The organism is Dactylosporangium salmoneum (genome assembly GCF_039532525.1).
Lineage (GTDB): Bacteria > Actinomycetota > Actinomycetes > Mycobacteriales > Micromonosporaceae > Dactylosporangium > Dactylosporangium salmoneum.
In genome coordinates this window covers 22,430-39,950 of the sequence record NZ_BAAARV010000066.1, presented here as the reverse complement: position 1 = coordinate 39,950, position 17,521 = coordinate 22,430, and the positions used below count along the sequence as shown (strand labels likewise).

The following is a 17,521-nucleotide window of genomic DNA, read 5'->3' as shown; positions in this document are numbered from 1 at the left end:
TGAGTGCTCGGAGCATCCTGTTCGTCCATGCACACCCCGACGACGAGTCGATGGGGACCGGCGCCACGATGGCCCACTACGCGGCCGCCGGCGCGCATGTAACCCTCGTCACCTGCACCCTCGGCGAGGAAGGCGAGATCCACGTGCCCGCGCTGGCCGGGCTCGCCGCGGCCGAGGGCGACCAGCTCGGTGGGTACCGCATCGCCGAGCTCGCCGAGGCCTGTCGCCACCTCGGGGTGAGCGACCACCGCTTCCTCGGCGGCGCCGGGCGCTACCGGGACTCCGGCATGATGGACACGCCGGCCAACAAGCACCCGCGCGCGTTCTGGGGCGCCGACCTCGACACCGCCGCGGGCGAGCTGCTCGAGATCATTCGCGAGACCCGCCCGCAGGTCGCGGTCACCTACGACCCCAACGGCTTCTACGGCCACCCCGACCACATCCAGGCCCACCGGGTGCTGACCCGCGCCGTCGAGCTGGCCGAGGCCGAAGGCATCGCACCCGAGAAGGTGTACTGGACCGCCGTGCCCCGCAGCGTGCTGGAAGCCGGCATGCGGGAGTTCCGCGGCTCTTCCGACAACCCGTTCGCGGACATCGAGCGGCCGGAGGACCTGCCCTTCGGCACCGCCGACGAGGACATCGCCGCGCGGGTCGACGCCCACGAGTTCGCCGAGGAGAAGACGGCGGCCCTGAAGGCGCACGCCACGCAGATTCCCCACTCGTCCTGGCTGTTCTCCATCGCGGGCAACTTCGGCGCGGAGTTCATGGGCGTCGAATACTTCCAGCTGGCCCGCGGTGACAAGGGGCCCGGCGTGGGTCCGTACGGCTGGGAGGAGGACCTGTTCGCGGGCCTCGACGTCGACGTGCCGCCGGGGCCGCGGGAGGTGCCGGTCGCAGCGCTGGAGGCCACGGCGCTGTCCAGCGGCGCGACGATGGAGCCCGGGTCCTCGTGAGCACGAAGCGCAAGGGGGCGCCGCGCCCCGGCATCCGCCCCGCCCCGCAGATCGCGCCGGGCGGCCCGGACCTCGCCACCGCCGGCCTGACCGCGGACAGCACCACCGGCCCCGCTCCCGCCGGCCCGGCGTCCAACAGCGCCACCGGCCCGGCGTCCAACAGCGCCACCGGCCCGGCGTCCAACAAAGCCAACGGCCCAGCGTCCAACGGCTCGGTGTCCAACGACCCTGAGCCCGCCGGCATCGCGTTCAATGTCGGCGGACAGGGCGCGTCCTCGACGACCGGCGGGCTCGAAGGGGGAGACGCTGGTGGTGTGGCGAAGCTGAACGACGACGCGGGCCGCAGGTCCATGTCACCGGCGGTCGAGCAGTTGCTGGACGTCGGGATCAAGGTGGCCGGGTTGGTGATCGCCACCCTGCTCGCGATCGTGCTCGCGCTTTTCGAGGCCTTCTACTCCCCGTTGCGCATCGGCGGCGTGCGCGTGCCCGTGTCGCTGGTGCTGGCGCTGGCGACCAACCCGCTGCTCGGGTGGTTCGCGTTCACGACGAGCCGGCTGCGCCTCGCCGCGCTGCTGCCCGCGGCGGCGTGGTGCGTGATCTGGTTCGTGGCGGCCGGGAAGACCTCGGAAGGGGACCTGGTCATCACCGGCGACAACTGGGTGGGGCTGCTGACGCTGTTCGCGGGGCCGCTGGCCTTCGCGATCGGGATCTACGTCTCGTCGATGCGGCAGCGGCTGTCGGCCGGGCCGCGCAGCGGTCCCGGTGCCGGGCCGTCCACCACCTCGCCGACGGCCGGCGTCTAGCGAGCCGGGCGCCGGGGCTAGCCCGCGAGTTCGCCGCGGGCGATTGTGCGGGTGATTCCGGTTCCGGCCGGGAACGGTTGCCGTCGAAATGCCGTGACATCGGCGTTGACGTGGGGGAATTGCCGACGGCCGGGCCGGGCTCAGGGAACTCCGAGGCGGCGGGTCTTGCGCCTTGGAGGTATCGGCGAGTAAACACGTTTCCGCGTCGGGTGAGGTGCCGGCGGATCGGGGAAGCGAAAACACGGGAGGCTGGCGATGAAGGAGCGGTGGTTGCCCGTCGGGCTCGTCGCGGGGGGCCTCTTTCTGGTCAATCTCATCGCGCGGCTCGTGGTGCGGTTCGGGGCCGGGGACGACGACGCCAAGCAGATCACCATCGGGCTCTGGGCGCTGTGCGCGGTCGGGGCGGTGATGATTCCGGTGGCGTTCTGGTACGGCCGGAGATACCCGATGATCCGCGTGGTGGGGGAGCTGGGTGCCGCCGTCGTCGTCGCGTGCGTGCTCGCGGTGCTGATCGGGCCGTTCGTGTCCGGGGTCGGGCCGTTCAGTAACGGCGTCGGGCTCGTGTTCCGGCAGTTCTTCTACTTCGTCGGGCTGTCCGCGATCGGGACCGTGATCGGGCTGCTGCTCCTGATGACGTTCGGCCTCGATTATCGGTCGCAGTCCTGGAAACGGTATGTCGACCGGGTCGGCACGAAGCCCCGCAAGGTCATTCGCCGCGGATAAGGTCAGCCGACCAGGCGGCGCGACGAATAGACGTGGTGCGTGGTGAAGCCCAGTCGCTCGTAGAGCGCGACGGCCGCGGTGTTGCGCTGCTCCACCTGGAGGTACGCCTTCTCGGCGCCGAGCGAGCCGGCCCACTCGACCAGGGCGGCGACCAGGCGCTGGGCCAGGCCGCGGCGGCGGGCGTCCTCCGCCACGCCGATGACGGACAGCCCCAGCCAGTGCGAGCCGGGATCGGCGACGCAGCCGCGGGCGGTGCCCAGGAGGGTGCCGTCCTCGCCGTACCACTCGGCGAAACGAACGTGCGGGACGGACGTCAGCACGCCGACGGCCGAGTCCGGGAGGGGGCCCTTGCGGCCGCCGACCGCGGCCAGCCACTCGGCCGACGGGGTGGTGGCCAGCGCGAGGCGGCCCGGCACGTCGGCGAACGGCGGGAAGGCCAGCTCGGTGAGCCTCGCCGTCATCACCTGGGTGACCGGCAAGGCGATCCAGCCGCGGCGCCCCAGCTCGTCATCGAGGCGCTGGAAGAGCGGCACCGGGACGCTCATCGCGGGGACGAGGTCGCGGTCGCGGTACCACTGCTGCACGAAGTCGATCGCCTCGCTCAGCGGGAGGTCCGGGTCGCCGATGGCCAGGGCCGAGTTGGCCCGCTGGGTCCAGCCGTCGGTGGCCCGCAGCCGCCAGTCGCCCAGGCTCGCCCGCTCGGCGGCCGGCCAGCCCAGGGCCGCGGCGGCTTCGAGGGACTCGGTGGGGGTGAAACGGCGGCGCGGGGGAACCGGCTTGGCCCGCACGATCTCAGAAATTGGAACGCGGATCGCGCCCGAGCGGGCACGGACTGTGAGATGTGTCTCGGACGCTTCGACCAAGTGGCCCAGAATGTCGGAAAACACGGGTCGTTCGTCGTGCATCCCGACGATTCGGCGCACGACGACGCGCTGTCCCACGTGTTGTGGCCCGAGCACGATCGACCTCCCGCGAACCTGGATACTAGGCTTCTTACCGCCGCGGTTGGATGCGGCGGGGTTTGCCAGCCCAGGTTGGCAGCCTCAGGCGCGAAAGAGGGCGACCCGTGACTTACATCATCGCCGAACCTTGCGTGGACCTGCTCGACAAGGCATGCATCGAGGAGTGCCCTGTCGACTGCATCTACGAGGGCAACCGCATGCTCTACATCCACCCCGACGAATGCGTGGACTGCGGCGCCTGCGAGCCGGTGTGCCCGGTCGAGGCGATCTTCTACGAGGACGACGTCCCGGAGAAGTGGAAGGACTTCGTCGGCGCCAACTACACGTTCTTCGACGAGCTGGGCTCGCCCGGCGGCGCGTCGAAGGTCGGCAAGATCGAGAAGGACGCGTCGTTCGTCGCCGCCCTGCCGCCGCAGGAGCGCGAACACTGACCGGCACAGTCTCCTCAGCTGGGGCCCGGCGCGCGCTTGCGGCCGGGCTGCCGGACTTCCCTTGGGACCGGCTCGAGCCGGCCAAGGCCGCCGCGGCGCGACACCCGGACGGGCTGGTCGACCTGTCGATCGGCACACCCGTGGACTCGGTGCCGGCGATCATCCGCGCGGCGCTGGCCGAGGCGTCCGACGCGCCCGGCTATCCGTTGACGGCCGGCTTCCCGGCCCTGCGCGCGGCGATCGCGGACTGGGTGGGCCGCTGGTGCGCGCCCGGCTCCGGGTCGTTCGGCGTGCTGCCCACGATCGGCTCGAAGGAGCTGGTCGCCTGGCTGCCCACGCTGCTGGGCCTGGGGCCCGGCGACACCGTGGTGATCCCGTCGGTGTGCTACCCGACGTACGAGGTGGGGGTCCAGCTCGCGGGGGCCACCGTGGCGCGGTCCGACTCGCTCACGGCGCTCGGGCCGGCGCGGGTGCGGATGGTGTGGGTCAACTCGCCGTCCAACCCGACCGGGCGGGTGCTGCCGGAGGCGCACCTGCGCAAGATCGTGGCGTGGGCGCGTGAGCGCGGCGCGATCGTGGTCAGCGACGAGTGCTACCTCCCGCTGCCGTGGGAGTCGGCCCCCGTGTCGATCCTGTCCGTGTGCGACGGCGTGTTCGACAACGTACTCGCCGTGCACTCGCTGTCGAAGCGGTCCAACCTCGCGGGGTACCGCGCCGGCTTCCTCGCCGGCGACCCGGCGCTCGTCGAGGAGATCCTGGCGGTGCGCAAGCACGCCGGAATGATCGTGCCCGCCCCGGTGCAGGCGGCCATGATCGCCGCGCTCGGGGACGAGTCGCACGTGGACGAGCAGCGCGAGCGGTACCGGCGGCGGCGCGAGATCCTGCGCGAGGCCTTCGAGCGGGCCGGGTTCACGGTCGAGCACTCGGAGGCCGGGCTGTACCTCTGGCTGACCCGCGACGAGGACTCCTGGACCACGGTCGACTGGCTGGCCGAGCGGGGCATCCTGGCCGCGCCGGGGGCCTTCTACGGGCCGGCCGGGGAGCGGCACGTCCGGGTGGCGTTCACCGCCACGGACGAGCGGGTCGCGGCCGCGGCCGCCCGCTTGTAGCTGTGCGATGGCCCCCGCCGCGCCGCGGCGGGGGCCGGCCAGTTCAGTTGGCGTGCAGCGCGGCGTTGAGCTCGATGCCCCGGCCCTGGCGCTCGCGCACCTCGAGCCGCCCGTTCACCGAGTTGCGGATGTACAGCAGGTTGCTCAGCCCGGACAGCTCCCGCGCCTTGACCACGCGGCCGTCCGGCAGGGTGAGCTTCGAGCCCGCCGTGATGTAGCAGCCCGCCTCCACCACGCAGTCGTCACCCAGCGAGATGCCGATGCCCGAGTTGGCGCCGAGCAGGCAGCGCTCGCCCAGGCTGATGGTCTCCTTGCCGCCACCCGACAGCGTGCCCATGATCGAGGCACCGCCGCCCACGTCGGTGCCGTCGCCGACCACCACGCCGGCCGAGATGCGGCCCTCCACCATCGAGGTGCCCAGCGTGCCGGCGTTGAAGTTGACGAAGCCCTCGTGCATGACGGTGGTGCCCGGGGCCAGGTGCGCGCCCAGGCGCACCCGGTCGGCGTCGGCGATGCGCACGCCGGACGGGATCACGTAGTCGACCATCCGCGGGAACTTGTCCACGCCGAACACGTTGAGCCGGCGACCCGCCCGCCGCTCCAGCGCGCGCAGCTCGTCGACCTGGTCGGGCAGGCACGGGCCGGCCGAGGTCCAGGCGACGTTGGCCAGCAGGCCGAACTGCCCGTCGAGGTTGGCCTGGTGCGGGCGGACGAGGCGGTGGGAGAGCAGGTGCAGGCGCAGGTACACCTCGGCCGTGCTCGACGGCGCGTCCCCGAGTGACTGGATCTCGACCCGGACCACCTCGGTGCGCAGCCCCAGCGGTGAATCCGACGATTCCGAAATATTCGAAAAGTCGCTAGCGGGCGAGGCGGGGGAGCCCAGGCCCAGGTTGCCGGCCGGGAACCAGGCGTCCAGCACCTGGCCCGAGGAGGTCACGGTGGCCAGGCCCAGCCCCCACGCGGGGGAGTCGATGTAGGCGGTCGTCACGTGACCGAACGCTACCCCATCTAATGTCAGAGCCATGCTCACCCGTGAAGTCCTCGCCGATCCCGTTGCCCTGACCCGCGCGCTGGTCGACATCGAGTCGGTCTCCGGCAACGAGGCCGAGATCGCCGACCGCGTCGAGGAGGCGCTGACCGCCACCAAGCTGCAGGTCCAGCGCTTCGGGCACACCATCGTGGCGCGGACCGAGCTCGGCCGGGCGCAGCGCGTGGTGGTGGCCGGCCACCTCGACACGGTGCCGCTGCACGACAACTTCCCGTCGCGCACGGAGGGCAACCTGATGTGGGGGTGTGGCACGTCCGACATGAAGTCGGGCACGGCCATCGCCCTGCACCTCGCCGTCACCGAGGAGGCCCCGCGCCACGACGTGACGTACGTGTTCTACGACTGCGAGGAGATCGACTCGGCGCGCAACGGCCTGAGGATCCTCGCCGACCGGCGTCCGGACCTCCTGACCGATGCCGCGTTCGCGGTACTGCTGGAGCCCACCCACGGCCTGATCGAGGGCGGATGCCAGGGGACGCAGCGCGTGATCGTGCGCACCAGCGGCAAGCGCGCGCACTCGGCCCGGTCGTGGCTGGGCGAGAACGCGATCCACAAGGCGGCGCCCGTGCTGGAGCGTTTGCAGCGGTACCGCGAACGCATCGTCACCATCGACGGCTGCGAGTTCCACGAGGGGCTGAACGCGGTGCGGATCGCCGGCGGGGTGGCCGGCAACGTCGTGCCCGACGCCTGCGAGGTCGAGGTCAACTTCCGCTTCGCGCCGGACCGCGACGAGAAGGCGGCCGAGGAGCACGTGCGCGAGGTGTTCGACGGCTTCGACGTCGAGCTCACCGACTCCGCCCCGGGCGCGCTGCCGGGCCTGGACGCGCCCGCGGCCCAGGAGCTGCTCGGCGCGATCGGCCGCCCGCCCCGGGCCAAGCTCGGCTGGACCGACGTGGCCCGCTTCGCCGTGCTCGGCATCCCGGGCCTGAACTTCGGCCCCGGCGACCCGAACCTGGCTCACAAGCAGGACGAGCACGTGGAGATCGACAAGATCGTCGAGGGCGCCGAGGTCATGCGCCGCTGGCTGCGCGGCGAGGCCTGACCGGCCGCCGATGAAACGGGCAATTCGCCCGTTCGCGGCGTAGAGCGCCTATACCCCGTCGGGGTAAAAGTCCGAAAAGTCGTGGCGCGTCAGCGCCCGACTTTTCGGGTAAAGGGCTCAGTTCGCCTCGGGCGTGGAGTCCTCGAGTGCCGGGTCGATCTGGCGCATCAGGCGGCGCACCGCGAGCACCTCGCGGATCCTCCGGTTGATCTGCCGCTTCTGGCGGTCCTGGTCCGTCCGCGTCATGGCCGGTCACCCCCCACGTCCCTGCCACTGGTATACCGAGTAGGACGCGACGGTAGGGCGGAACGTTGCTCCCCGCACCCATTTTCTTACCGAAAGCGTCCGATCATCGCGGCGCGGGTGGCCCGGTGACGAAGGTCTTACCGTCCGGGTAGGGCCAGGCGTTGGCCACGCAGCCCTCCAGGCCGAAGGACTGGCGGGCCATCACCGGGGCGGGGGCGCCCTTGCGCGGGCAGACGGCGTGGCCGTTGCCGAGGAAGTGGCCGACCTCGTGGTTGACGACCATGTTGCGGTACTCCGCGACGCTCGGGTACCAGGCGACGGCGAGCAGCCAGCGCTTGAGGTTGACGATGACGTCCCGGCCGCCGCGGCAGGACACCTCGCCCTTCGTGTTCACGCCGCGCTTGGCGCACATGGTGTCGGTCGTCGATGGTGTGGCCAGATGCACAGTGAGCTCGCTCGGGCTGCCGGCCGGGACCCGCTGGAAGGAGAATCGGCCTCCTGCGATCCAGCTGCGCCCGTCGCCGAGGGTGCGGTGCACGGCGGCGGCGAACTCCTCGGGGTCGACGCCGGAGCCCTGCTCGGTCGCGACGGTGTAGTGCACCAGGTGGCCGGCGGTGCCGACCCGCTCACCGCCGGTGGCGGCGTAGTCGAACTTGCCGTTGCCCCTGAACGGCACGGAAGGGGGCCCGGTGGGGGTCGGCGACGCCGACGAAGGCGGAGACGGGGACGAAGCCGGCGACGTGGACGGGGACGAAGACGGAGAAGGCGCGGCCGACGACGAGGCCGCCATGGGCATTGCGGGGGGAGAGGAAGCGCTCATGCCGTACCAGATGATGGAAGCCCCCACCAGGACCAGGCATGCCAACGAGAGCAGCATCCACCCTCGTCGCGTCATGGCCGTATTGGACCATGACTTCGCCGCCTGGTGGGCCCCCCGCAATCTGATCGACGTACCGTGACAGTCATGAGCGGCCCGGATCGACGTGACGGGCCGCGCACAAGCGGACAGCCTGGCTCAGGCCGGCGCCGGAACGAACCGGAGGTGACGGCATGAGCGAAGCCAAGCGCAGCCGGCCGCGGGAGCGGCATCGGGGAATGGTGACTCTGCGTCGCGACGCCATTCCGTTGAGCACCGCCGATCAGCGACTGCTCGACTCGCGCCTGCGGCACGAGTGGAAGACCAAGGACGCGTGGCGGGCGCTGCGCATCCTCAGCGAGTTCGTCGAGGGCTTCGACACCCTGGCCGACCTGCCGCCGGCCGTGAGCGTGTTCGGCTCGGCCCGCAGCAAGCCCGACAGCCCGGAGTGGGCGATGGGCGAGGCGCTCGGCAAGGCGCTGGCCGGCGCCGGGTATGCGGTGATCACCGGCGGCGGGCCGGGCGTCATGGAGGCGGCCAACAAGGGCGTCTCCGAGGCGGGCGGGCTGTCCATCGGGCTGGGCATCGAGCTGCCGTTCGAGCAGGGGCTCAACGACTGGGTCGACATCGGCATCGACTTCCGGTACTTCTTCGCGCGCAAGACGATGTTCGTGAAGTACGCGCAGGCCTTCGTGGTGCTGCCGGGCGGCTTCGGCACGCTCGACGAGCTGTTCGAGGCCGTGACGCTGGTGCAGACGCGGAAGGTGACGCGCTTCCCGGTGGTGCTCATGGGCACCGACTACTGGCGCGGGCTGCTCGACTGGATGCGCGACACCATGCTGCCGGACGGGAAGATCGGACCCGAGGACCTCGAGCTGCTCTTCCTCACCGACGACGTCGAGGCCGCCGTGCAGCACATTCGCGACGCGGCCGAGCACCTCGAAGAGGAGACCGAGTAGATGGCCCGCATCGGTGTGTTCTGCGCCTCTTCGCAACGGCTCGACCAGCACTGGCTCGACCTGGCCCACGAACTCGGCGTCGAGATCGGCCGCCGCGGCCACGAGCTGGTCTCCGGCGGCGGCTGCGTGGGCATGATGGGCGCGGTCGCGGACGGCGCCCGGGCCGGCGGGGCCCGCACGTTCGGCGTGATCCCGCAGTCCCTGGTCGACCTCGAGGTGGCCGACACCAAGTCGGACGAGCTGGTCGTCACCGACGGCATGGCCTCGCGCAAGCTGCTGATGATCGAGCGCGCCGACGCGTTCATCACGCTGCCCGGCGGGCTGGGCACCCTGGACGAGCTGTTCGAGGTCTGGACCACGGCCATGCTCGACCTGCACCGCAAGCCGATCCTGCTGCTGGACTCCGGCGGCTTCTACGGCGGGCTGCTGGAGTGGCTGGGCGGCCTGTCCCGCGAGGAGTTCGTCCGCCCGTCGGCCATGACGCTGCTGCTGATGGCCCAGGACGTCGACAAGGCCATGGACCTGATCGAGGCATCCCTGGTCGACGCGGCGCGCGGACAATAAGTCCGGGTCCCGCGATGTGATTCCATAGGCCGCGTGACCGCGACAGCTTCCCCCGCGGGGCAGCGCCGTGCCTTCCGGCTCGTGCGCCGCCCCCCGGCCGCGGCCGTCCCGGTCTTCGCGGACCCGTGGCAGCGGCTGGTCATCGAGCACACCAAGGGCCCGCTGCTGGTGGTCGGCGGCCCCGGCACCGGCAAGACGAGCGCGCTGGTCGAGGCCGTCGCGGCCCGGGTCGAGGAGGGCGCCGACCCCGAGAGCATCCTCGTGCTCACGTTCGGGCGGCGCGGGGCCGGGCGGCTGCGCGACCGGATCGAGGGGCGGCTCGGGCGGGCCGCCGGGCTGCGGACCACGGCCGAGCCGATGGTCCGCACGCTGCACGGGTACGCCTTCGGGCTGCTGCGCCGGGCCGCCGTCGAGCGGGGCGAGGCCTCGCCGCGGCTGCTCACCGGCCCCGAGCAGGACCTCGTGATCCGGGAGCTGCTCGCCGAGTCGGCGGCGCCCTGGCCGGAGTCGCTGCGCGGGGCGCTCGGCACCCGGGCCTTCGCCACCGAGCTGCGCAATCTGCTGCTGCGGGCGGTCGAGCGCGGGGTCGGGCCGGCCCAGCTGCAAGAACTGGCGCGGATCCATCGACGCGCGGACTGGTCCGCGGCGGCGTCCTTCTTCCAGGAGTACCTCCAGGTGCTCGCGCTGCGCGACGCCACCGGGCGGGGTTCGGTGGCCTACGACTACGCCGAGCTGGTGCGGGCGGCCGCCGGGCTGCTCGCCGGCGAGCCCGACCTGCTGGAGAAGGAGCGCCGGCGGCTGGCCTACGTGTACGTCGACGAGCTGCCCGACACCGACCCCGCCCAGGTCGAGCTGCTGGAGCTGGTCGCCGGCAACGGCGCGCACCTGGTCGCCTTCGCCGACCCGGACTCCTCCACGTTCGCGTTCCGCGGCGCCGACCCGGCGATCGTCGGCGACTTCGGCGAGCGGTTCCCCGGCGCGCTGCGGGTGACCCTGCCGCACTCGCGGCGGCTCGGGTCCGGGCTGCTGGCGCCGATCGGGCGGGTCGCGGCGCGGCTGCGCGGGCCGTCGCGGCACCGGGCGATGCTGGCCACCCGCGAGGGCGGCACGACGGAGACGCGGACGTTCGCGTCGGAGACGTCGGAGGCCTCGTACATCGCGCACCGCCTGCGCGAGGCGCACCTGCTGCGGGGGGTGCCCTGGGCGCGGATGGCGGTGATCGTGCGTTCGACCGCGCGGCAGCTCGCCCCGCTGCAGCGGGCGCTGCACTCGGCCGGGGTGCCGACGGTGACCGAGGCCGAGGACCTGCCGCTGCACCTGCAGCCCGCGATCGCGCCGCTGCTGCTGCTCATCCGGTGCGCGCTCGACGCCACGCGGCTGGACGAGGACGCCGCGGTGGCGCTGCTGCACTCGCCGCTGGGCGGCGCCGACCCGCTGGCCGAGCGGCGGCTGCGGCAGGGGCTGCGCGCGCTCGCGCTGGCCGCGGGGGACCGCCGGCCGTCGGGCGTGCTGCTGCTGGACGCGCTGCGGGACCCGGCCGAGCTGGCCATGGTGGAGCGGCGCTGGGCCGCACCGGCGAGGGCCGTGGCCGGGCTGCTGCAGCAGGCCCGCGACGCGGCGGCCCGGCCCGGTGCGAGCGCCGAGGAGGTGCTGTGGGCGGTCTGGCAGGCCAGCGGCCTGGCCGAGCGCTGGTCGGCGCTGAGCGCCCGCGGCGGGCACCGGGGCGCGGCGGCCGACCGGGACCTCGACGCGGTCGTGTCGCTCTTCGACGCGGCGGCCCGGTTCACCGACCGGCTGCCCGGCGCCGGCCCCGACGTCTTCCTCGACCACGTCGAGGGCCAGGACCTGCCGGCCGACAACCTGGCCCCCTCGGCCGACCGGGGCGACGCGGTGCGCATCCTCACCGCGCACGCGGCCAAGGGGCTGGAGTGGGACGTCGTGGCCGTGGCCGGGGTACAGGAGGGGGTCTGGCCCGACCTGCGGCTGCGCGGCAGCGTCCTCGGCTCCGAGCTGCTGGTCGAGGTGCTGGCCGGGCGGAGCATGGAGACCATCGGGCGGCTCACCACGCTGCTGGACGAGGAGCGGCGGCTGTTCTACGTGGCCGTGAGCCGGGCCCGGGAGCAGGTGATCGTCACCGCGGTGGCCTCCGGCGACGGCGAGGAGCAGCCGAGCCGGTTCCTGACCGAGCTGGCCACGGACGCCGAGCTGGAGGAGGAGGCGTACTTCGAGCCGCCCCGCCCCCTGACCCTGCCGACCCTGGTGGCCGAGCTTCGGGTGGCGCTCGTCGACCCGGACGCGCCCGACGATCGCCGGGCCGCGGCCGCCGGGCTGCTGGCCCGCCTGGCCGCCGAGCGGGTGCCCGGGGCCGACCCGGACGGCTGGTGGGGGCTGCCGGCGCTGTCCGACGAGCGGCCGCTGGTCGACCCGGGGGAGGCGGTGCAGGTCACGCCGTCGACCGTGGAGAGCGTCGAGCGGTGCAGCCTGCGCTGGCTGCTGGAGCGGCACGGCGGGTCGCTGACCCCGTCGCCGGAGCAGTCCATCGGCAACCTCGTGCACGCCGCGGCGATGCTGGCCGCGGACGCCAGCGCCGACCGGGCGCAGCTGGTGGCGTACGTCGCCGACCGCTTCGACGCGATCGAGCTCTCGGCGCGCTGGCTGGCCGGCCGGGAGCGGGACCGGGCCGAGTCGATGCTGGACAAGCTCATCGGCTGGCTCGCCGGCAACCCGCGCCGGCTGGTCGCGATCGAGCAGGACTTCCTCGTCGAGCTGGCCGACCCGGAGGCGCCGGTCGAGATCAAGGGGCGGGTCGACCGGCTGGAGCTGGACGAGCAGGGCCGGCTCGTGGTCGTGGACCTCAAGACCGGCAAGTCCATCCCGGCCAACGCCAACCTGGCCGAGCACCCGCAGCTGGCCGCGTACCAGGCGGCGATCGAGCTGGGCGCGTTCGAGGAGTCCACGGTGCCGGGCGGGGCCACCCTGGTACAGCTGGGCGGGGAGACCAGCGCCGCCCGGGAGCAGGTGCAGCCGCCGCTGGGCGAGGCCGACGACCCCAACTGGGCGCAGGCGCTCGTGCGGCGCACCGCGCAGACCATGGCGGCGTCGACCTTCTCGGCCGTCGTGAACAACAAGTGCCGGGTCTGCCCCGTGAAGACCTCGTGCCCGGTGTCGGGTAAAGGCCGTCACGTCACATGACCCCACTGGAGCTCGCCAAGCTGCTCAGGCTGCCCGCGCCCACGCCGCAGCAGGCCAAGGTGATCGCCGCGCCGGTCGGGCCGCTGCTGGTCGTGGCCGGCGCCGGGTCGGGCAAGACCGAGACGATGGCCGCCCGGGTGGTGTGGCTGGTCGCCAACGGCCACGCCCGCCCCGAGCAGATCCTCGGCCTCACGTTCACCCGCAAGGCCGCCGGCGAGCTGTCGCACCGCATCCGCCAGCGGCTCGGCCAGCTGGTGCGCCGGCTCGGCCGCGACGACCTCATCGCCGGCGAGCCGACGGTCGCGACGTACCACTCCTACGCCGCCCGGGTCGTGCGCGAGCACGGCGTGCGGGCCGGCTTCGAGCCGTCGACCCGCCTGCTCACCGAGGCCGCCTGCTGGCAGCTGGCCGACGCCGTGGTGCGCGCCTACGACGGCGACATGACCGCGGTCTCGGCGGCGCCGTCCACCGTCGTCGACGCCGTGCTCCACCTGGCCGGCGACCTCGCAGAGCACCTGCGCGAGCCCGCCGACGTCGCCGCCTGGACCGGCCGGTTCTTCGCCGAGGTGGGCGCCAAGACGGGGAAGATGGCCAAGCCGGTGCGCGACGTGCTGGCCCGCCAGCAGGCCCGGCTCCAGCTGTTGCCGCTGATCCGGCAGTACACCGAGAAAAAGGCCCTGCTGGAAGCCATGGACTTCGGCGACCAGCTCTCCAGGGCGGCCCGGGTGGCCGTGGCACACGACGAGGTGGGGCAGGTCGAGCGCGACCGGTTCCGGGTCGTACTGCTGGACGAGTACCAGGACACCTCCCACGCCCAGGTGGTGCTGCTGCGCGCCCTCTTCGGCGGCGGCCACCCGGTCACCGCGGTCGGCGACCCCTGCCAGTCCATCTACGGCTGGCGCGGCGCCTCGGCCGGCAGCCTCGAGCGCTTCCCGGCGGAGTTCCCGGCGGCCGGCGGCGCGCCCGCCCCGCTGCTGTCGCTCACCACCAGCTGGCGCAACCGGCCCGAGATCCTCGACGTGGCCAACACCCTGTCCGCCCCGCTGCGCAACCACGGCGCCCAGGTCGCCGAGCTCGCCCCGGCCGACGTGCTGGCCGAGCCGGCCTCCACCGCCACCGTGCACTGCGCGCTGCTCGACACCTACACCGAGGAGGCGGCCTGGATCGCCGACCGGGTGCTCGCCTCGTGGCGGCGGGCGGCGAAGGTCGACCCGGACACGTTCGCCCTCGACATCCCGGTCGAGGACCGCCCGTCGACCGCGGTCCTCGTGCGCACCCGGGCCCAGATCCCGGCGCTGGAGAACGCGCTTCGCTCCCGCGGCCTGCCGGTCGAGGTCGTCGGCCTCGGCGGCCTGCTGGACACGCCCGAGGTCCGCGACGTGGTCAGCGTCCTGCGGGTGCTGGCCGACCCGGCCGAGGGGGCCGCGCTGCTGCGCATCCTGACCGGCCCGCGCTGGCGGATCGGCCCGCGCGACCTCGTCGCCCTCTACCGCCGGGCCCGGGCGCTGGCCGCCGCCCGCCGCCACGGCGACGCCGGGGCCGAGCCGGAGCTGGCGGACCGCCTCGACGAGGCGGTGCTGGTGGAGGCGCTGGACGACCTGGGGGAGCCGGAGCTGTACTCCGCCGAGGGCCACCGCCGCTTCGCCCGCCTCGGCGGTGAGCTGCGCTCCCTGCGCCGCCGCCTCGACCAGCCGCTGCCCGACCTCGTCGCCGACATCGAGCGGGTCACCGGCCTCGACGTCGAGGTCGCGGCCCGCCATGGCGACGCCGGCCTGGCCCGCGGCCATCTCGACGCGTTCAGCAACATCGCGGCCCGTTTCGCCGCCGAGTCGGAGGGCGCGACGCTGAGCGCGTTCCTGGCCTTCCTGGCCGCGGCCGAGAACGAGGAGCGCGGCCTGGCCCCCGGCGAGGTCGAGGTGGTCGGCGGCGCGGTGCAGATCCTCACCGCGCACGCGGCCAAGGGCCTGGAGTGGGACGTCGTGGCCGTGGCGGGCCTGTGCGTGGACGTCTTCCCGGGCGCCAGCAACGCCGGCGACCACTGGCTGCGCGGCCTGGGCGTGCTGCCCTTCGCGCTGCGCGGCGACCACGCCGGCCTGCCCGCCCTGGACCTCTCCGCCGTCGCCGACGTCAAGGGCGTGGTCGGCGCCCTGGAGACGTTCACCCGCGACTGGCGCGAGCACGACGTGCGGGAGGAGCGGCGGCTGGCCTACGTCGCCGTCACCCGCCCCCGCCGGCTGCTGCTGGCCAGCGGCTTCTGGTGGGGCGAGGGCGTGAAGCGGGCCCGCGGCCCGTCGGTGTTCCTGGAGGAGATCCGCGAGCGCTGCCTGGCCGGTGCCGGTCAGGTCGACGAGTGGGCCCCCCAGCCGCAGGCCGACGCGCAGAACCCGACCGCCGCCGACCTGCCCAGCGCGAGCTGGCCGGCCGACCCGCTCGGCCCCCGCCGCCCGCTGCTGGAGTCCGCGGCGGCGCAGGTCCGTTCCGCCTCGGGAGAGGTCGACACGCAGGATCCGCTGGCCCGGCGCTGGGCCGAGGAGACCGAGCTCCTCCTGGCCGAGCGCGCCCGGCTGGCCCCGCGCGCCGACGCCGCCGTGGACGTGTCCCTGCCCGGCCACCTCTCCGTCTCCCAGCTCGTCGCGCTGCGCCGGGACCCGCAGCGGCTGGCCCGCTCGCTGCGCCGCCCCCTGCCGGCCCGCCCGGACCCGTACGCGCGCCGCGGCACCGCCTTCCACCACTGGCTGGAGCAGCGCTTCCAGGCCGAGCGCCTGCTCGACCTCGACGAACTCCCGGGCGCGGCCGACGAGGGCGCCGCCCCGGACGCCGCCCTGAGCGATCTGCAGGCCCGCTTCCTCGCCAGCGAGTGGGCCGACCGGGTCCCGCTGGACGTGGAGGTCCCCTTCGCCTCGGTCATCGCCGGCGTGGTGGTCCGTGGCCGGATGGACGCCGTCTACCGCCACCCCGACGGCCGCTACGACGTCGTGGACTGGAAGACCGGCGCCCGCCCGGCCGGTGCCGACGCCACCGCGGCCGCCGTTCAGCTGGCCGCCTACCGCCTGGCGTGGGCCGAGCTGCGCGGCGTCCCCCTGAGCCAGGTCGGCGCCGCCTTCTTCTACGTCCGCAGCGGCGAGACCGTCCGCCCGGCGGACCTGCTGGACGAACCCGGCCTCCTGGCCCTGATCACCGCGCTCCCGACACGCTGACCTGCTGCTGTTGATGAAGGACCTTCGCCGCGCGCCGGGCTCCTGAGGTACCCCCGAAGCTCAATGAACTGGCAAGGTTCCGACAGCTGGGTGTCGCCGGAACCGAATCCTCGCCGAAGCTGTCCAAGAGAGCATGCGAGGGGAAGTGCCCAGAATGCAGGCACCGCAGGTTCGTGAGGTCGCCGTGGTCGTCGGGGTCGCCACCGCCGGTGTGGTGACCGTCGCGCTCATCGTGCTCGGGCCCGTCGCCTGGGCCGAGGGGCCGCGCTATCCGCACGTTACCCAGCTGCACCCGCCGGCGCAGGCACAACCCTGAGGTAACCATGACCGGGGGCTAGCTGGCCACGGTCGCGTCCGGCTGCGACACTTGGCGTGAGATGACCGAGCAGCGTTCGCCCTGGGCTGAGCCGGATACGCACACCGTGATCGAACCGGTGCTGCCTGCGTCCACGGCACCGAATCCGGGCCCGGCCCAGCCGTTTGACGGCCGGCCGGGTGGTTCTGCGCGCGTCGCGCCGCAGTACAACTCGGGGCGGGTCTCCCGGTTCGGCGCGCCGCCGCCTCCTCCGCCGCCGCCCGACGTGCTCTCGAACGGGCGCGGCGACGGCGACGGCGACGACCCGGTCAAGCGCAACCAGCGGATCCTCAAGTGGCTCGGCGGGGGAGCGATCCTCGTCGTGGCCATCGGGCTCATCGTGATCCTGGTGTCGGTGCTCACCAACAACGCCACCACGCCGGGCGGGCTGTTCAACCGGCAGGCCGAGGGGCCCAGCGACACCCGGCCCGAGCTGGCCCGGCGCTGCCCGCCGCCGAGCATCCCGCCCGACAACCCCAACAACGGGGGCGGGGCCGAGGTCCCGCCAGGGCCGCGCACCACGGACAGCGAGTCGGGGATCAGCTACAAGCAGTACGGCGCGCCCTGGCGGCCCCTGCTGCAGAACTGGCGCGACCAGGGTGAGCTGAAGATCACCTACCGGCAGGGGCAGGACTTCGTCACCGAGCCGGACTACGACGGCAACGGCAACGACTACCACGCCACCATCCTCTCCGGGCACGTGCCGGCCGCGGTCAACGACGGCATGGTGCTCGACCTGCACTGCGTCGGCGACCAGATCGCGGCCGACGTGCGGGTCAGCTTCTACCCGAAGGGCAACCAGCTCGAGCAGCTCGAGGCCAAGGACCTCACGCTCGGCGGGCGCCCGGCCCGGCTGCTGAAGTTCCGGCTGCACTTCAACCAGGCGGGGCTCAACGCCAAGAGCGAGCTGGTCTCGATCGCGCTGGTGGACCTGGGCAAGCCGGAGGCGGCGATCCTGTACGTCTCGATCCCGGACACGCACCGGCAGTACGACTACGTGGCCGACGAGGCACCAGAGAGTATCCGCCCCGTGTAGATCCACCTGCGTGAGTGGCGCCGCTTGCGTCGATCCGGCACGCTA

Annotated in this window: 16 protein-coding genes and 1 pseudogene; 13 read left to right on the top strand and 4 right to left on the bottom strand. The window is 73.4% G+C overall.

Going from position 1 to position 17,521, the window contains the following annotated elements; genetic code table 11:
- Positions 1 to 50: 50 nt before the first annotated feature.
- The 3 genes from mshB to ABD352_RS33485 all read left to right on the top strand — a co-directional run bounded on the left by mshB (position 51) and on the right by ABD352_RS33485 (position 2,479).
- Positions 51 to 953 (top strand): N-acetyl-1-D-myo-inositol-2-amino-2-deoxy-alpha-D-glucopyranoside deacetylase, encoded by a 903-nt coding sequence (mshB, locus tag ABD352_RS33495; protein ID WP_344616620.1) that lies wholly within the window; start codon positions 51 to 53, stop codon positions 951 to 953.
- Entirely contained in the window at positions 950 to 1,756 is an 807-nt protein-coding gene (locus ABD352_RS33490) for a hypothetical protein (protein WP_344616532.1), read from the top strand. Before mshB ends, ABD352_RS33490 begins: the two co-directional genes overlap by 4 nt.
- A 255-nt stretch (positions 1,757 to 2,011) precedes the next feature.
- The gene (locus ABD352_RS33485) at positions 2,012 to 2,479 is read left to right on the top strand and encodes a hypothetical protein (RefSeq protein ID WP_344616531.1); all 468 of its coding nucleotides are present in this window, start codon (positions 2,012 to 2,014) and stop codon (positions 2,477 to 2,479) included.
- Positions 2,480 to 2,481: 2 nt separating this feature from the next.
- On the opposite strand, the gene ABD352_RS33480 is transcribed toward ABD352_RS33485, so the two are convergent.
- Positions 2,482 to 3,438 (bottom strand): GNAT family N-acetyltransferase, encoded by a 957-nt coding sequence (locus ABD352_RS33480; RefSeq protein ID WP_344616530.1) that lies wholly within the window; start codon positions 3,436 to 3,438, stop codon positions 2,482 to 2,484.
- A 107-nt stretch (positions 3,439 to 3,545) separates the two neighbouring features.
- Here ABD352_RS33480 and fdxA point away from each other — a divergent pair, with 107 nt between their 5' ends.
- Together fdxA and dapC are read left to right on the top strand one after the other, a co-directional pair.
- On the top strand, positions 3,546 to 3,872 hold the full coding sequence (fdxA, locus tag ABD352_RS33475) for a ferredoxin (protein WP_344616529.1): 327 nt from the start codon (positions 3,546 to 3,548) through the stop codon (positions 3,870 to 3,872).
- Positions 3,869 to 4,981 (top strand): succinyldiaminopimelate transaminase, encoded by a 1,113-nt coding sequence (gene dapC / locus ABD352_RS33470; RefSeq protein WP_344616619.1) that lies wholly within the window; start codon positions 3,869 to 3,871, stop codon positions 4,979 to 4,981. The genes fdxA and dapC overlap by 4 nt, the downstream gene beginning before the upstream one ends.
- Positions 4,982 to 5,024: 43 nt before the next feature.
- Here the strand turns inward: dapC and dapD are convergent, their stop codons facing one another.
- The gene (gene dapD / locus ABD352_RS33465; RefSeq protein WP_344616528.1) at positions 5,025 to 5,969 is read right to left on the bottom strand and encodes a 2,3,4,5-tetrahydropyridine-2,6-dicarboxylate N-succinyltransferase; all 945 of its coding nucleotides are present in this window, start codon (positions 5,967 to 5,969) and stop codon (positions 5,025 to 5,027) included.
- 34 nt (positions 5,970 to 6,003) lie between these two features.
- On the opposite strand from dapD, the gene dapE reads away from it, so the two are divergent.
- On the top strand, positions 6,004 to 7,071 hold the full coding sequence (dapE, locus tag ABD352_RS33460) for a succinyl-diaminopimelate desuccinylase (RefSeq protein WP_344616527.1): 1,068 nt from the start codon (positions 6,004 to 6,006) through the stop codon (positions 7,069 to 7,071).
- A 117-nt stretch (positions 7,072 to 7,188) separates the two neighbouring features.
- Here dapE and ABD352_RS33455 read toward each other — a convergent pair whose 3' ends face one another.
- Positions 7,189 to 7,317 (bottom strand): hypothetical protein, encoded by a 129-nt coding sequence (locus tag ABD352_RS33455; RefSeq protein ID WP_344616526.1) that lies wholly within the window; start codon positions 7,315 to 7,317, stop codon positions 7,189 to 7,191.
- A gap of 103 nt (positions 7,318 to 7,420) precedes the next feature.
- Positions 7,421 to 7,993 carry a DUF3152 domain-containing protein gene (locus ABD352_RS33450; RefSeq protein WP_344616525.1) on the bottom strand — a complete coding sequence of 191 codons (573 nt, stop codon included), beginning with the start codon at positions 7,991 to 7,993 and terminating at the stop codon, positions 7,421 to 7,423.
- Positions 7,994 to 8,006: 13 nt separating this feature from the next.
- Between ABD352_RS33450 and ABD352_RS33445 the strand changes: the two genes are divergently transcribed.
- The 7 genes and pseudogenes from ABD352_RS33445 (at position 8,007) to ABD352_RS33415 (ending at position 17,476) form a co-directional block, all read left to right on the top strand.
- Positions 8,007 to 8,276, top strand: a complete 270-nt coding sequence (locus ABD352_RS33445) for a hypothetical protein (RefSeq protein WP_344616524.1) — start codon at positions 8,007 to 8,009, stop codon at positions 8,274 to 8,276.
- 91 nt (positions 8,277 to 8,367) lie between these two features.
- Positions 8,368 to 9,132, top strand: a complete 765-nt coding sequence (locus tag ABD352_RS33440) for an LOG family protein (RefSeq protein WP_344616523.1) — start codon at positions 8,368 to 8,370, stop codon at positions 9,130 to 9,132.
- Positions 9,133 to 9,696, top strand: coding sequence for an LOG family protein (locus ABD352_RS33435; RefSeq protein ID WP_344616522.1), 564 nt, complete (start codon positions 9,133 to 9,135; stop codon positions 9,694 to 9,696).
- An 81-nt stretch (positions 9,697 to 9,777) separates the two neighbouring features.
- Positions 9,778 to 12,888 carry an ATP-dependent helicase gene (locus ABD352_RS33430; protein ID WP_344616618.1) on the top strand — a complete coding sequence of 1,037 codons (3,111 nt, stop codon included), beginning with the start codon at positions 9,778 to 9,780 and terminating at the stop codon, positions 12,886 to 12,888.
- Positions 12,888 to 16,085, top strand: a pseudogene (locus ABD352_RS33425) (ATP-dependent helicase); the annotation flags it as partial. The gene ABD352_RS33430 and the pseudogene ABD352_RS33425, both read left to right, overlap by 1 nt.
- A gap of 154 nt (positions 16,086 to 16,239) precedes the next feature.
- Positions 16,240 to 16,401: a hypothetical protein gene (locus ABD352_RS33420; RefSeq protein ID WP_344616521.1), complete on the top strand. Its 162-nt coding sequence runs from the start codon at positions 16,240 to 16,242 to the stop codon at positions 16,399 to 16,401.
- Positions 16,402 to 16,462: 61 nt separating this feature from the next.
- The gene (locus tag ABD352_RS33415) at positions 16,463 to 17,476 is read left to right on the top strand and encodes a hypothetical protein (RefSeq protein ID WP_344616520.1); all 1,014 of its coding nucleotides are present in this window, start codon (positions 16,463 to 16,465) and stop codon (positions 17,474 to 17,476) included.
- Positions 17,477 to 17,521 lie beyond the last annotated feature (45 nt).